At 37.5% G+C, this 15,639-nt stretch carries 15 protein-coding genes; 14 read left to right on the top strand and 1 reads right to left on the bottom strand.

Annotation, left to right across the window (positions count from 1 at the left end):
- Nucleotides 1-29: 29 nt before the first annotated feature.
- Nucleotides 30-1,283 carry an MFS transporter gene (locus M0R21_05250; protein ID MCK9617223.1) on the bottom strand — a complete coding sequence of 418 codons (1,254 nt, stop codon included), beginning with the start codon at nucleotides 1,281-1,283 and terminating at the stop codon, nucleotides 30-32.
- Between the two features lie 126 nt (nucleotides 1,284-1,409).
- Between M0R21_05250 and M0R21_05245 the strand changes: the two genes are divergently transcribed.
- The 14 genes from M0R21_05245 (at nucleotide 1,410) to M0R21_05180 (ending at nucleotide 15,637) form a co-directional block, all read left to right on the top strand.
- Nucleotides 1,410-2,894: an oligosaccharide flippase family protein gene (locus M0R21_05245; GenBank protein MCK9617222.1), complete on the top strand. Its 1,485-nt coding sequence runs from the start codon at nucleotides 1,410-1,412 to the stop codon at nucleotides 2,892-2,894.
- Between the two features lie 56 nt (nucleotides 2,895-2,950).
- Nucleotides 2,951-3,385 (top strand): dUTP diphosphatase, encoded by a 435-nt coding sequence (dut, locus tag M0R21_05240; GenBank protein ID MCK9617221.1) that lies wholly within the window; start codon nucleotides 2,951-2,953, stop codon nucleotides 3,383-3,385.
- 26 nt (nucleotides 3,386-3,411) lie between these two features.
- Entirely contained in the window at nucleotides 3,412-4,428 is a 1,017-nt protein-coding gene (locus tag M0R21_05235; protein MCK9617220.1) for a sugar phosphate nucleotidyltransferase, read from the top strand.
- Nucleotides 4,421-6,154 (top strand): tetratricopeptide repeat protein, encoded by a 1,734-nt coding sequence (locus M0R21_05230; GenBank protein ID MCK9617219.1) that lies wholly within the window; start codon nucleotides 4,421-4,423, stop codon nucleotides 6,152-6,154. The genes M0R21_05235 and M0R21_05230 overlap by 8 nt, the downstream gene beginning before the upstream one ends.
- Nucleotides 6,147-6,965: a DUF4292 domain-containing protein gene (locus M0R21_05225; protein ID MCK9617218.1), complete on the top strand. Its 819-nt coding sequence runs from the start codon at nucleotides 6,147-6,149 to the stop codon at nucleotides 6,963-6,965. Before M0R21_05230 ends, M0R21_05225 begins: the two co-directional genes overlap by 8 nt.
- Nucleotides 6,966-7,015: 50 nt before the next feature.
- Nucleotides 7,016-8,260, top strand: a complete 1,245-nt coding sequence (locus M0R21_05220) for a peptidoglycan DD-metalloendopeptidase family protein (protein MCK9617217.1) — start codon at nucleotides 7,016-7,018, stop codon at nucleotides 8,258-8,260.
- Nucleotides 8,261-8,310: 50 nt separating this feature from the next.
- Nucleotides 8,311-8,481 carry a twin-arginine translocase TatA/TatE family subunit gene (locus tag M0R21_05215; protein MCK9617216.1) on the top strand — a complete coding sequence of 57 codons (171 nt, stop codon included), beginning with the start codon at nucleotides 8,311-8,313 and terminating at the stop codon, nucleotides 8,479-8,481.
- Nucleotides 8,482-8,734: 253 nt separating this feature from the next.
- Nucleotides 8,735-10,456: a LysM peptidoglycan-binding domain-containing protein gene (locus M0R21_05210; GenBank protein MCK9617215.1), complete on the top strand. Its 1,722-nt coding sequence runs from the start codon at nucleotides 8,735-8,737 to the stop codon at nucleotides 10,454-10,456.
- 169 nt (nucleotides 10,457-10,625) lie between these two features.
- Complete coding sequence (locus M0R21_05205) at nucleotides 10,626-11,258, top strand: TetR/AcrR family transcriptional regulator (GenBank protein ID MCK9617214.1); 633 nt, start codon at nucleotides 10,626-10,628, stop codon at nucleotides 11,256-11,258.
- A 24-nt stretch (nucleotides 11,259-11,282) separates the two neighbouring features.
- Complete coding sequence (locus M0R21_05200; protein MCK9617213.1) at nucleotides 11,283-12,551, top strand: TolC family protein; 1,269 nt, start codon at nucleotides 11,283-11,285, stop codon at nucleotides 12,549-12,551.
- Between the two features lie 11 nt (nucleotides 12,552-12,562).
- The gene (locus M0R21_05195) at nucleotides 12,563-13,459 is read left to right on the top strand and encodes an HlyD family efflux transporter periplasmic adaptor subunit (protein ID MCK9617212.1); all 897 of its coding nucleotides are present in this window, start codon (nucleotides 12,563-12,565) and stop codon (nucleotides 13,457-13,459) included.
- 11 nt (nucleotides 13,460-13,470) lie between these two features.
- Nucleotides 13,471-13,929 carry a DUF2147 domain-containing protein gene (locus tag M0R21_05190; protein ID MCK9617211.1) on the top strand — a complete coding sequence of 153 codons (459 nt, stop codon included), beginning with the start codon at nucleotides 13,471-13,473 and terminating at the stop codon, nucleotides 13,927-13,929.
- A 44-nt stretch (nucleotides 13,930-13,973) separates the two neighbouring features.
- Nucleotides 13,974-14,897 (top strand): ABC transporter ATP-binding protein, encoded by a 924-nt coding sequence (locus tag M0R21_05185; protein MCK9617210.1) that lies wholly within the window; start codon nucleotides 13,974-13,976, stop codon nucleotides 14,895-14,897.
- Nucleotides 14,898-14,899: 2 nt separating this feature from the next.
- Nucleotides 14,900-15,637: an ABC transporter ATP-binding protein gene (locus M0R21_05180; GenBank protein ID MCK9617209.1), complete on the top strand. Its 738-nt coding sequence runs from the start codon at nucleotides 14,900-14,902 to the stop codon at nucleotides 15,635-15,637.
- Nucleotides 15,638-15,639 lie beyond the last annotated feature (2 nt).

Genomic DNA, 15,639 nt, shown 5'->3' with positions numbered 1-15,639 from the left:
GAATTTATATTCAGCTTGGGTTGTCTGTTCTACTCAGGATGCAGTTTTTTCCCTTTGGTTTCAGGGAATGTCCAAATCCAGATGCCGGTAAGCAGGGCAAACAGCGAAGCGAGGGCAATTCCGCCTCCCAATCCGTAACGGATGGCAATAGTGGCAATTATCACAGGGGTAAAAAACTGAATGCCCCGTGCCAGGTTAAAGGCTGTTCCCATGGCAGTGCTACGGATGTGCGTAGGAAAGAGTTCGGCAAACAGCGAACCGTAACCGCCAAACATCCCGGTTCCGAAGCCTACAAGGAACATAAAACCAAGGATGATTGAAGGGTACATCTCTATATTTTTCCAAAAAACCGTGATCATCAGCAGTCCGGCTGCCATAATTACCGAATAGATGCTGTACGCCGGGCGGCGCCCCAGGCGGTCGGCGATGAATCCGAAAAAGAAATATCCCACAAAACCTCCACTTTGGGTAACTAAAATCCAGATGGCTGATTTGGTCATTGTAAAATTACGTTCGTGGTGCAGGTAGCCGGGCATCCACGAATAGGTAAGCCAGTAAGCAGTCATGTCGAAGATGGCAAGTACCAGCGCCAGAATAAAAATTTTCCGGTATGCCGGACTCAGAAGTTCGCTGATTTTGTTTTTGTGCTTTACAGTTTTTTTAACGGTGCCTTTTTGTTGCTGAAAATGCCACAGATCGGATTCAGGCAAATGTCTACGGATGAAAACCACCAGCAGGGCAGGAATCACCGAAATAAAGAAACAGTAACGCCAACCGATTCCAGGGGCAAGCAAACCACCTACCACCGAAGCAAGAGCTATGCCGAGCGGAGCTCCTGTTTGCATAAAAGCACAATATCTACCGCGATTTTTAGGCGGGAAAGTTTCTCCCACATAGGTTTGTCCGGTAGCCCATTCGCCGCCTACGCCCAGTCCGGTAATGATGCGAAATATCAGAAATACCCAAAGACTGGAGGCAAATCCGGAACAAAAAGTACCGATACTGTAAGTAAGAATGGTAAGTTGTAGGGTAAGCTTCCTGCCTATTTTATCGGCAATCACCCCAAAAATTATCCCTCCGATGGCGGTAGCTGCCAGCGAAGTCCCCATTAGGTACGAAAGTTCTGTTTGCGAAAACCCAAATTCATTACCAATGGGAATCAGCAGGAAAGTAAACAGAACCAAGTCGTAAAAATCGAAAACCCAACCTGCCCAACTCATGAGCAGAATCTTGTAATGCGTACGGGTGGGCTTAACCGACTCACATAAAAAAGGTTCAGACATGCCGTGTATGTTTAAGTTTTCAAATATACAACTTATTTAACGAGACAAGAGGACAAAGGCAAATTACAATCTGTCCCCAGACCCCAATTCCTTTTTTTGTATTTTTGCCTCAAAATAACAACACGGTTGAACCCGTTAAAACAACTTGCAGGGCAAACAGCCATTTACGGACTTCCTACCATCGTAGGAAGGTTACTCAATTATTTTCTGGTACCTCTGTACACTTATATGCTTCCTACGCATGAGTACGGTATTGTAACCGAACTATATGCCTATGTTGCATTTATTTTCGTAATACTTACGTATGGTATGGAAACCGCTTTTTTCCGGTTTGCACAAACAGAGGAAAATAAAAGCAGGGTATATAATACGGCAGTTTCGTCACTCATCGTTACTACAACTTTTTTTGTATTGATAACACTTCTGTTCTCAGGTAACATTGCAGTTTGGATGGAATATGGCAACCATTCTGAATACATAAGATGGTTTGTTCTTATTCTTGCTTTTGATGCATTGAGTGCTATCCCATTTGCCCGCTTGAGAGAACAAAATAAAGCGATGCGGTTTGCACTCATCAAGTCTATCAATATTTCGATAAATATTGCCTTTAACCTGTTTTTTATATTATTATGTCCATTGCTATACAACGAATTAGGTGAAGGCTGGGCAAGAACTGCATTAGGCTACATTTACCGTCCTGACAATATGGTAAGCTATATTTTTATTTCCAACCTGATTGCAAGCAGTATCACCTTGCTGATGCTGTTACCGGAAATAAAATCGGTGCACTTCTGTATTGAAAAAGATTTGTGGAGAAAAATGCTGAAATATGCACTTCCCCTGATGATATTTGGAATGGCAGGCATTGTGAATGAGACCTTCGACCGTATTTTATTAAAGCATCTGTTGCCCGATACTGTAAACAAGATGTCGGAGTTGGGTATTTACGGAGCCTGTTATAAGCTTTCTATACTGATGACCCTGTTTATTCAGACTTTCCGATATGCCGCCGAACCTTTCTTCTTTTCACACAGCAAAAATACCGATGCACGTGGGTTATATGCCAAAGTGATGCTGTATTTTGTTATTGTTTGTTCGCTGATTTTTCTCCTGGTGATGCTGTATATTGACATCGCACTGTATTTTGTAGGAAAAGACTACAGGGTTGGGGCGCCTGTTGTTCCCATTCTTTTGGTAGCTAATCTTTTTTTGGGAGTTTTTTACAATCTGTCTATCTGGTATAAACTTACCGGACAAACACTTTATGGTGCTTATCTGGCTATTTTCGGAGCCATAGTTACACTGGTTGCAAACTTTTTGCTGGTTCCTCGTTTTGGATATATGGGAGCCGCCTGGGGACATTTTATCTGCTATGGCTCTATGATGGTTTTGTCTTATTATTTTGGGCAGAAATATTTTACTGTAAATTATAACCTTCCGAAAATTCTCGGTTACCTTGGTATGGCTGTGGGTTTTTACTTTTTAAGCAGGTTGTTTGGGAATCTGGCATTATCTGTAAAGTTAATTGTCAATACGTTGTTTCTGATAATTTATGTGGTAAGTATTGTTTACATTGAAAAGCCCCAATTTATTTTCAACAGGTTTAAGTAGCATTCCCCCCTGTCCGTAACATTTTTTCCGTAATTTTGACCCCAAATTTTTAATGAATGATTGTTAATATTGTAAGTAATTCAAAACATCCGTTGCCTGCATACGAAACCCTTGCAAGTGCAGGGATGGATATCAGGGCAAATCTGGATGCTCCCATCGTTATTAAACCCCTTGAAAGAGCGATGGTCCCTACCGGGCTTTACATAGCATTACCGTTAGGTTACGAAGCACAGGTACGTCCTCGTAGCGGCTTGGCTGCAAAAAAAGGCGTAACAGTACTCAATACTCCCGGTACTATTGATGCCGATTATCGCGGAGAAGTAAAAGTTATACTGGTAAACCTTTCCAATGAGGATTTTGTTATTAACGATGGCGAGCGGATAGCACAAATGATTATTTCGGCGCACGAAAAAGTGGATTGGAAACAAGTGGATATTCTTGAGGAAACACAAAGAGGAACCGGAGGTTTCGGGCATACAGGCTTAAATTAATTACTAACGTTGTAAAAGTTACAGGTATGAAGATTATAATTCCCATGGCGGGCATGGGCAAACGGATGCGCCCACACACACTCACTCTTCCCAAACCTCTGATAAGTATTGCCGGAAAATCTATCGTTCAGCGTTTGGTGGAAGATATTGTTAAAGTCAGCAACGAAACCGTTGAAGAAATTGCTTTTATCGTCGGTGATTTCGGAAAAGAAGTAGAAGAAAAACTCATCCACATAGCCACCAAACTGGGCGCCGAAGCAAAAATATACTACCAACACCAACCGCTGGGTACCGCACACGCTTTGTTATGTGCTGCACCTTCGCTCGAAGGGAAAATAACAGTAGCTTATGCTGATACTTTGTTTAAAGCCGATTTCACACTTAACGAAAAAGAAGATGGTGTAATTTGGGTACACAAAGTAAATAATCCCGAGCAATTTGGCGTGGTAAAACTTGATGCACAAAATTATATTATTGATTTTATCGAAAAACCCCAAAACTTTATTTCCGATCTGGCTATTGTCGGAATCTATTATTTTAAAGACGGAGCTTACCTGCGTAGCGAAATACAGTTTCTGGTTGATAATAACATATCAAAAAACGACGAATACCAGCTTACAGATGCTTTGCAAAATATGATGAAAAAAGGTACCCGTTTTGCCATTGACAGGGTGAACGAATGGCTTGATTGCGGAAATAAAGACGCTACTGTTTTTACTAACCAGCGTATTCTCGAATTAGCCCAAATGGGCAATCAGGTAGCAGAAAATGCCAAAATCATTAACTCCATCATCATTCCGCCATGTTTCATCAGCCGGGAAACAGAAATTGTTAATTCCATCATCGGTCCCCATGTGTCGGTAGAGAAAAATACCTTCATCAGCCATTCTATCGTTACCAACAGCATTATTGAAAGCCATTCCCATATTCTGAATGCAAATATTGACAATTCCATGATAGGTAATTTTGTGGAATACAGTGGCGAAATTTTGGATGTGAGCATAGGAGATTATACTACCATTAAAAAAACATCGAATGCTTAAAAAGACATTTATATATTATTTTGCATTAATAATTATTTCTTTTTATGGATGTAAAAGTGCCGAAAAAAACGTGCAATCACATCCCGAGAAAAAAATATCCAACCAGGCAAAAACGCGGGCAACTTCCCTGTTTTTCGATGGAATTAACCAAAAAGCGCTTGATAACAAACAGCAGGCTATACAATTATTTTCTCAAAGTATTAACCTCGACCCGCAAAATGATGCCGCTTACTTTGAACTTGCAAGGTTATTTAATGAAGCCAATGATTATCACACGGCATTGGCTTATGCTGAAAAAGCATCCCAGATTGATGGCGATAATAAATGGTATTTGCTCCTGCTTGCCGACTTAAACCTGAAGAATGAAAAGTATTCTGAATCGGTAAAAATTTACAACAAACTTATTAAAAACGAACCCGAAAACAGCGACTATTACCAAAGTCTTGCCTCTGTTTATATTTTTCAGGCTAAATATGCCGAGGCTGTTGAAGTATATAACCGGCTCGAGCAAAAAATAGGCAAGACAGAAGAAATTACTGCACAAAAACAAAAAATATATTTGTTTATCAATAAATTAGATAATGCTGCCAACGAATTGCAGCAGCTTATTCAGCAGTATCCCGGCGAAAGCAGATACTATTCTATGCTTGCCGAGTTGTACATGAATAACAAAATGCAGGGAAAAGCTTTTCCTATTTACAAAAAAATTCTTGAAATAGAACCCGATAATCCTTATATCCACATTTCATTATCTGAATATTACCGTCAGAAAGGCGATAAAGAAAATTTTTATAACGAATTAAAACTTGGGTTTGCCAACTCCAGGCTCGATCTGGAAACGAAAATACATTTGCTTGTTACTTACTTTAATATTAATGAATTAAATTACCAGTGGAAAGATGAAGCCTTCTCTTTGGTAAAAATATTGATAGAAACTCATCCCGGCGAGCCTGCTGCACATGCTTTGTATGCCGATTTTCTTGTTCAGGAAAAAAAATATTCCGAAGCAAGAAATGAATTTAAAATTGTATTGGCTTCGGATAGCAGCCGCTATATTGTTTGGGAGCAACTGATCAGATTAGAAGCCCAGCTTAATAATTTTGAGGCTGTTGCCAGGGAAAGTGAAAATGCCCTTGTGCTATTTGTAAACCAACCCGTTTTGTACCTTTTCAATGGTGTGGCACATTTTCAACTTAAAAATTACCAACAGGCTACCGATGCTTTTTTAAAAGGAATTCCGTTAGTTGTCGGCGACAGCGCTATGCTTATTGAATTTAATACCTACCTCGGCGACGCCTATTACCAACTGAAGAATTATGCTGCTTCCGACGAATTTTATGAAAAATCCCTTGCCCTTAATCCTGATAATACATATGTGCTAAATAACTACAGTTACTATCTGGCACTGCGTGACGAACGCTTGGACAAAGCAGAAAATATGGCAAGGCATGCCAATGCCATTGAGCCCGACAACGCTTCCTATCAGGATACTTATGCCTGGGTACTGTATAAGTTGGGACGTTTAGCCGAGGCAAAATCATGGATGGAAAAGGCGTTGCAAAAAAACAATAATTCCAGCCCGGTAATGCTTGAACATTTCGGAGATATTCTTTTCAAACTTAATGACACTGAAAATGCCATCCTGTATTGGGGAAAAGCGCATGCCGCAGGTAAAGGTTCAGAATTTTTGCTTCGAAAAATAAAAGATCGTAATTTGTATGAATAAATATTTAAAAAAAAATATTTACTATATTTTTCTGATAGTTATAATTGCATCATGCAGCCCTGTAAAAAAATCTATTCGTGTACCACTAAAAGAGTATGGTTCTGAATATATTTTTACAAATCTAAAAAATAGTGAAATAAAATTTAAACACCTTTCATTTAATTTTTCAGCGAATTATATTGAAAATAAAGATAAAATTTCCTTTAATGGTCAATGCCGTATTGTAAAAGATAGTGCTATCTGGATTTCTGTTTCGCCTGCTTTGGGAATAGAAATGCTAAGGATATTGATTACCCCCGACTCCGTGAAAATGATCAATCGTATTGAAAAGACTTATTATGATGCTGATTTTCAGTATATCAATGTGTTAATAAATAATGCCGTTGATTTTGATATGTTACAGTCGCTGATTGTGGGTAACGACCTTTCTTATTACGAAAATGATAAATTTAAGGCGGGTATCGAAAACCATTTTTATAAGCTAAATACCATTGGGAGGCAAAAGTTGAAAAAATTTATCCGGCACGAAAATGAAGCTTTAATTGTATTGATACAAAACATATGGCTCGACCCTGAGAATTTTAAAATTAAACGGATTTCGCTTAAAGAAACCCAATACGAAAACAAAAAAATGGATGCAAACTACCAGGAATTTGCCAAAAACGGCGAGCAATTTTTCCCGGTCAAAGTTTCGTACCACATTGAAGCAGAGAAAAAAATTGATATTGAAATGCATAATTCCAAAATTAAAATTGACGAACCCTTCTCAATTTATTTCCGGATTCCTGAAAATTATCAAAGAATTCAATAATTTTAATCGCTTTTTAAAATTGGCAATCAATGTTAGATAACTGTAAAACAATGCAATATAAATTATTTCTTTTGGGAATTACTTTTGGGATTATCCCGTTGCTGTTTCCGGTTTCCTACGTTAACGCCCAACAAAACAAGAATAAAAAGGAACAACTGCAAAAGAAAAAGGCGAAAATTGAAAATGAAATTCAATATACTAACAAACTTTTAGGCGAAACAAAAAAAAATAAAAAAGTCTCTCTCAACCAGCTTGTGATTTTAAACAAGAAAATTACTAAGCGAGTGGAATTGATTTCCACTATTGCAGATGAACTACAAAATGTTGAAAAACAAATTCAAACAAATTCATCTCAAGTAATGCGTCTGAAAAGAGAGTTAAAAGACCTTAAAGATGAGTATGCAAAAATGATTTATTACGCATATAAAAATAAAAATTTTTACAACCGGCTGATGTTTATTTTCGCCTCCGAAAGTGTTAATCAGGCTTACCAGCGGATTAAGTATTTCCAGCAATACAGTACTTACCGAAAAGAGCAATCCCGGCTCATCCAGCAGACACAAAAACAACTTGATGGCAAAATAGCGGAACTTAATAGCAGAAAAGCAGCCAAGTTATTGCTTCTCAGAACTAACGAAAAAGAAAATTTGCAACTTACCCTCGAAAAGGAAGAACAAAACAAAACCCTTCGTCAATTGACACAGAAAGAGCGAAAGTTACTTGCCAGCCTTAAAGAACAGGAAAGTTCAGCCCGTAAATTACAGGCAGCCATTGAAAATATTATTGCCGAGGAGATAAGAAAATCAAGAGAAGTAGCTAAAAAAGCAGGTAAAAAAATTGATCCGGAAGCCATTACCTATACTCCTGCCGAGAAAGCATTATCGGGCAGTTTTGCAGCCAATAAAGGTAATTTGCCTTGGCCCAGCGAAAATGGATTTATTTCAGGCAGTTATGGTGAGCATGAGCACCCATTGCTAAAAGGGATAAAAATCAAAAACAACGGAATAAACATAACCACCCACCCCGGTGCCAAAGTTCGCTCTGTTTTTGAAGGTACTGTTTCCAGCGTAATAACTATACCTAATTATAACCACGTGGTAATCATTAGCCATGGAGAGTTTCTTACAGTATATTCCAACCTTTCGGAGGTATATGTATCCAAAGGCGAAAAAGTGTCAACTAAGCAAAACCTCGGATCGGTTTACACCCATCCTGAAAGCCGAAAAACAGAATTGCATTTTGAATTATGGAAAGGAAAAACAACCTTAAACCCGGCTTCATGGATAGCCAGATAAATACAATAGTTATTCAATTATTATTAATTTTGTAAAAAAATAAGGAAATCATGGGTAAATTTGGTGTAACTGAAATACTTCTTATCGTTTTGGTAGTTGTTTTGCTTTTTGGTGGCAAAAAAATCCCCGAATTAATGCGGGGTTTGGGCAAAGGCATCCGCGAATTTAAAGATGCATCTAAAGGAGAAAATAAAGAAGAAGATAAAAACAAGGAACAATAATCAGATTGGACTTTTTAGTTTCTGCATTATCATTTTCCGGAAAATAATTTATTCACAATTTGATTGTTAATTATTTTTAATACAGCAAATTACTAATTTATTTTTATTCTATCCTTTCTAAAAACTGGATTTTTTAATTTTTGTAACTTATTTTTGTAGGGCAATAAATCGGGCTTTTTATTGTTATTGTATAGGATTGCTTTCGTGATAAAAGATTGAAGGCTCGTTATTTAAGCGTAGAAAAAAGAATTTCATGAAACACAGTTATTTACTGATAATATTGGTATTTGCTTTTTTTACTGAATCATTATCGGCTGGTAGGTTTATTCCGGTTGATGATTCAATAAAAACCAAGCAGGAATTTATACAGGACGACCCCATAGTAGCAATGCTTGATAGTTTATCCAATTATAAATATTTCGAAAATTCATCATTTACAACCGAGATAGCCCGCTTAAACAAGTACAACTTTCCCCCCGACTTTACCCCCACTTATTCTGATTCTATTTATTTTGAACGTATTGCGTTGCTCAATGCGAAATCACCCATCGAGCTTACTTATAACAAAGACGTCAAACAGTATATTGATTTATATGCAGTTAAACGTAAGGGACTTACCGCTCGTATGTTAGGCTTAATGGAATTTTATTTTCCTTTATTTGAGGAACAACTCGACCGTTTTGATATGCCACTCGAATTAAAATACCTTGCTATAATTGAATCCGCTTTGATTCCAAAAGCAAAATCAAAAGTGGGAGCATCGGGATTATGGCAGTTTATGTATGGAACAGGTAAACCGTACGGGCTGAAAGTTACCTCCTTTGTAGATGACAGACGCGACCCGTACAAATCAACCGTGGCTGCCTGCAGGCATATGAAAGATCTTTATAAAATATATAACGATTGGTTGTTAGTATTAGCAGCATATAATTCAGGACCGGGGAATGTAAACAAAGCCATACGCCGTTCGGGTGGAAAAATGAATTTCTGGCAGATAAAACCCTACCTCCCACGCGAAACTCAAGGGTATGTGCCTGCATTTATAGCAGTAAACTACGTTATTAATTATGCCACCGAACATAATATTTATCCCATAGCTCCGGCTTTTATGCATTACGAAATTGATACCGTTGCTGTTAAGGATGTGGTTTCCTTTGATCAAATAAGCGAGAAACTCAATATTCCCAGAGAAGATATTGATTTTCTGAATCCCTGCTACATGCGTGGAATTATTCCTTCTACCAAGGACGAAACCTATTATTTAAGACTTCCCCAAAAATATATAGCCGATTTTATCAATAACGAAACAGCCCTGTATCAATATACCACTTCAAAAGGGGTAGAAAGGGAAAAACTACTTTCTTTACTTAAAAATGCACCTGCATCCGAAAAAATATTTCATAAAGTAAAAAATGGCGAAACCCTTGCAATGGTGGCAAAACGTTATGGATGTTCGATGGGAGATTTAAAACGCTGGAATCACCTCAGAAAGAGCTATATAAAACGAGGACAGCGACTTGTAGTGTATAGGGAAGCAGTGCTGCAGGATTCTCCTTCACTTGATAAAGACCCCAGCCAGGTAGCAGCAAGTAACAGGGAAACCGTTTACCATACTGTAATTTCCGGCGAACACCTTGCTGTCATAGCCAGCCAATATAAGTGTTCGGTAAAAGATATTATCGTTTGGAACGATCTCAAAGAAACTACAATACATCCCGGGCAACAATTAATAGTTTCGGGTCCTGCACCAATTGACCCCAATCAAAAATCTCAGCAAAATATTACGGATAGTACTGAAAAACAGCTTGTAAAAGAACGTTTTACCCATTACACCGTACAAATCGGCGACACACTGTGGGGAATTGCCAATAAATATCCGGGTGTTACAGTAAATCAAATCAAACAGATAAATAACATTCTTAATTCAAATCAACTAAAACCCGGACAAAAAATTAAAATTCCCGTAGTAGGATAAATTAAATTATTTTTGTACAATAAAAAGCGCATAATCATATGGTTATGCGCTTTTTATATTTGGAATAAAAAAAATAGCTTTTTATTTTTTCTATTAAAAAATGTTTTATTTTTGTCCTTTTAGTTAAACTAAAAATTAAACTAAAAAATTTAATTTAAACAATGCAGATATGGAAGAGAAAATAATGAATACAGAAACCCAAATAATGGAGGCTGCAAAAAAAGTCTTCCTCGAAAAAGGCTTCGATGGAACACGAATGCAGAATATTGCCGATGTAGCGCAGATAAATAAATCGCTTTTACATTACTACTACAGAAGTAAAGAAAAGTTATTTGATGCTGTATTCAATGATACTTTTTCAAAATTCGTTCCTCAGGTATTAGGCATACTTAATAACGAACTGCCCCTGAGGGAAAAATTTATTTTATTCGCAAAAGCCTATTCTAAAATGTTTTTCGAAAATCCTTTTATCCCTTCATTTATCTTACATGAATTAAACCGCCATCCCGAAAAAATAGTCAGTTATATTAAACAAGGAGGAACATTAAAAAACTCTGCGGAAATACCCAAAGTTTTTTTCGACCAGATAAATAAAGAAATAGAACAAGGTAATATCCGTCCGATGGCACCTTGCCAGATTATTGTAAACCTTTTGTCTCTTACAATTTTTCCATTTGTCGCACGCCCGATTATTGAAGGTGTGATTTTAAATTTTGCCAATATCGAATACAATAGCTTTATTAATGAACGAATTGATTTAATCCCTTCTATAATGATGGAATCGTTAAAACCCGTTGTATAAATTTTGGTTTAAAAGGCTTTTGCAATGAAACATACTCTGTTTTTTCTTCTAATATTTTGGGGAACTGCCTCTTTTGCCCAGCATTCACAACCCTTTACCCTTGCGTATTGTATACAACGTGCAACAGATAATTCCCCTTTGGTAAAACAACGGCAATGGTTGCCTGACGCTATGGATTTTAAATTAAAAGGTTTGAATATTAATTATATGCCTGCAATTTATCTGAACGGACAGGCAACCCTGCAAAGCGACATTACCAGCATACCTGTAAAAATTCCAGGTCTGCAGATTGAGGAAATGAAGAAGGACCAATACAAAATGACCCTCGACATAAACCAGAATGTTTATGACGGCGGAAATACCCGTCAACTAAAAAATATTGAAAAAATAACATTACAGGTTGATCAGCAGAAATTAGAAGCAGATTTGTACCAGATAAAAGACAAAATCAGCCAGTCGTTTTTTACCGTTTTGCTTTTGCAGGAAAATGAAAAACTCCTCAAAGTAAATTTAAAAGATTTGCAAAATAAACTGGACAAAACGGAATCAGGCATACGCAATGGTATTGTTTTGCCCTCTAATGCAAACATCCTGAAAGCTGAAATGTTAAGGATTGAACAACAGATAGTGGAAATTCAGGAAGGACGGAAGGGCTTACTGGCAGTTCTGGGCGAAATGATAGGTGAAACAATTGACGATTCCACGGTGTTTGTACTTCCCACAAACAATGCCGCTTCCTGTGTATTCGAAAATAAAAGGATAGAAATGAATGTATTCGACATGCAGATGCGAAGACTGGATGCCATGAAAAGCCTTAACAGGGTAAAAACCATGCCCCGCCTGGTTGCCATTGGCCAAGCTGGATACGGAAGACCTGGCTTGGATATGTTTAAAGCCGATTTCGATACATACTACCTAATTGGGGCAAAACTCAGCTGGAACATATGGAATTGGAATCAAAATAAAAAAGATAACCAATGGCTCGATGTACAGAAAAAAATTGTGGAATCGCAAAAAAACAATTTTAATAAAAATATAAAAATACTATCCGAGCAACAAAAACACAACGTTAGTAAATATGTTGAACTAATAGAAAAAGATAAGGAAATTATTGCTTTGCGGTCTTCCATTGTTCAAACTTGCTCTTCACAGCTCGATAACGGAGTGATTACGTCTACTGAATATGTTACTGAGCTTAATAATATGTTACAGGCAAAACTTAATATGGAAAGTCATAAAATTCAACTCGAAAAATCAATAGCCGATTATCTTATTACTAATGGAATATATTAAATAATATTTGTATGAAAAAAATATATTTATATTTTATTTTTATAACATTTTTATCATCTTGTTCTCTCGAAAAAGAAAAATCGGATGCTTACGGAAATTTTGAAGCCACAGAAATTACCATTTCGGCAGAAGCCACTGGCAAATTGCTGAAATTTAACATTGAAGAAGGACAAAGCCTGGCGGCTAACACCATTGTGGGCTATATTGATTCGGCAGACATTTCCCTGAAAAAACAGGTACTCGTAGCACAGCGAAAAGCCATTACAGCAAAGCTGGGCAACGTGGCTTCACAGGTAGATGTTCAATTGCAGCAAAAAGACAATCTGCTTATAGAAAAAAACCGGGTGGAACAATTAATAAAGGACAATGCTGCAACTACCAAGCAATTAGATGATATAAATGCCAGCATACGTTTGGTTGAAAAACAAATTGCCTCCATTGTCAGTCAATATTCCGGAATTAATGAAGAAATCCATTCCATCACCAAACAAATAGCTCAGGCAAACCTTTCATTGAAAAAATGCATTCTGATTAACCCCGTTGAAGGCACTATATTAAGTAAATATGCAGAAGAAAACGAAATTACTACCCTCGGGAAAGCTTTGTATAAAATAGCCGATTTGAGGAATATATATCTAAAAGTGTACATCAGCGGTGCACAACTATCCAGTATCTCCTTAGGGCAAAAGGTGCAGGTTATGGTTGATAAAAATGAAAAGGAAAACCGAAATATGGAAGGCATCGTTTGCTGGATTTCCGATAAGGCGGAGTTCACTCCCAAAATTATTCAGACCAAGGAAGAAAGGGTTAACCTGGTGTATGCCTTGAAAGTAAGGGTGGTAAACGACGGAACCCTTAAAATTTCTATGCCAGGTGAAGTAAATTTTTCAATTAATAAACTTAATTAAAAATAGATAATATGAAAAAAATTAGTTGCTTATTTTATGTAATTATCGTAATGTTATGGGGAGAGAGTCTCTTCGCACAAACAATTAAAGCCCATGATGTAGTGGGGATTTGGTTTAACGGTGAAAAAGATGCCAAAATAGAAATTTATAAACAAAAAGATAAATATTATGGTAAAATAATATGGCTGAAAGAACCTATTGACACCGAAACCCATAAACCCAAGCTTGACAAACGAAATCCAGACCCCACCAAACGCAACCGTCCTACGCTCGGGCTGATTATTATGAGCCATTTTATTTGGGAAGACGGGCAATGGGTGGAAGGAACCATTTACGATCCCAAGGAAGGAAAGGCGTACAATTGTAAGATTAGAATGGAAAAACTTGATAAATTGATGGTTAGAGGTTATATTGGCAAATCGTGGATGGGATTAGGCAGAACAACCGAGTGGACACGAACCCAGCAATAGCATGTTTTACGTAAAAAGATAATCTGGAAATTAATCCATCTACGATGGCTGATAACAATATCTCGGTTTCTGTAAAAAATGTGGATAAAAATTATGGAAAGGTTAATGCTTTGCAAAACATTAACCTTGAAGTGTCCAAAGGAGAATTGTTTGGATGCATAGGGCCCGACGGTGCAGGAAAAACTACCCTTTTCCGCATACTCACCACACTGTTGCTTCCCAATGCAGGTACCTGTTCTGTAGAAGGTTGGGATGTGGTTAAAAACTATAAGGAAATCCGGAAGATAGTTGGATATATGCCGGGCAGATTTTCATTATATCCTGATCTTTCGGTGGAAGAAAATCTTCGTTTTTTTGCTTCAGCATTTCATACTACTGTTGAGGAGAATTATTCTCTTATCCGCGATATTTATGTGCAGATTGAACCGTTTAAAAAACGAAAAGCGGCAAAACTATCCGGTGGGATGAAGCAAAAGTTGGCACTTTCGTGTGCATTGATCCATAAGCCATTGGTACTTTTTTTGGATGAACCTACCACCGGGGTGGATGCTGTTTCAAGGAAAGAATTCTGGGAAATGCTTAAAAAATTGAAAAGTAACGGAATTACGATTTTTGTTTCAACCCCCTACATGGATGAAGCAAGTTTGTGCGATAGGGTTGCCCTGATTCAAAAAGGGAAAATACTTATTATCAATACCCCTGATGAAATTATGAATAAGTATGGCGAATCTTTATGGGCTGTGAAAGCTATCAATATGTATCGGCTACTTCACGATCTACGACTACTGCCTGGGATAAAATCGGCATTTGCCTTTGGCGATACCATTCATCTGTCGGCTTCGGCAAACGACATCGTAACCGAGGATATTATTCGGTTTTGTCAGGAAAAAAATCACACAGACGTACATATTCAACAGGTAAAAGCGACTATAGAAGACTGTTTTATGGCTTTAATGCGAAAAGAGTAACAATGGAAACAGCGGAGGAAAATATCATTTGGGTTGAAAATTTGGTAAAAAAGTTTGGGAACTTTGTTGCGAACGACCACCTGACTTTTACTGTTAGAAAAGGAGAAATTTTTGGATTTCTCGGTGCTAATGGTGCCGGAAAAACCACGGCTATGAAAATCTTGTGCGGACTGTCAACCCCAACCTCCGGTATTGTGAAAGTAGCCGGATATGATATTTACACGCAGACCGAAAAAATAAAGAAAAATATAGGATACATGAGCCAACGGTTTTCTTTGTACGACGACTTGACTGTGAAAGAAAATTTCCGCTTTTTCGGGGGTATTTACGGACTCTCACGCATACAGATAAAAGACAAAACAGAGCAGTTAATCAGCAAATTAGAATTAAATAATTCATTAAATTTTATTTTAAAATCCTTACCTTTAGGCTGGAAACAGAAATTGGCATTTTCGATAGCCATAATGCACGACCCCAAAATTGTTTTTCTCGACGAACCAACAGGAGGCGTTGACCCAGTAACCCGGCGCCAGTTCTGGGAAATGATTTATGAGGCTTCCCAAAACGGTATTACGGTTTTTGTTACCACCCATTATATGGATGAAGCAGAATATTGTAACAGGGTAAGCATTATGGTTGATGGTGGTATTGAAGCCCTTGATACTCCTGCAAATCTTAAAACCCATTACAAAGCCGATTCGATGGATGCAGTGTTTTTAACCCTTGCCCGTAAAAAATAAAC

The organism is Lentimicrobiaceae bacterium, from assembly GCA_023227965.1.
In the GTDB taxonomy this organism is placed as follows: domain Bacteria; phylum Bacteroidota; class Bacteroidia; order Bacteroidales; family JALOCA01; genus JALOCA01.
Note: the sequence above shows the minus strand (reverse complement) of the source record. Positions and strands in the feature narration are given on the sequence as shown.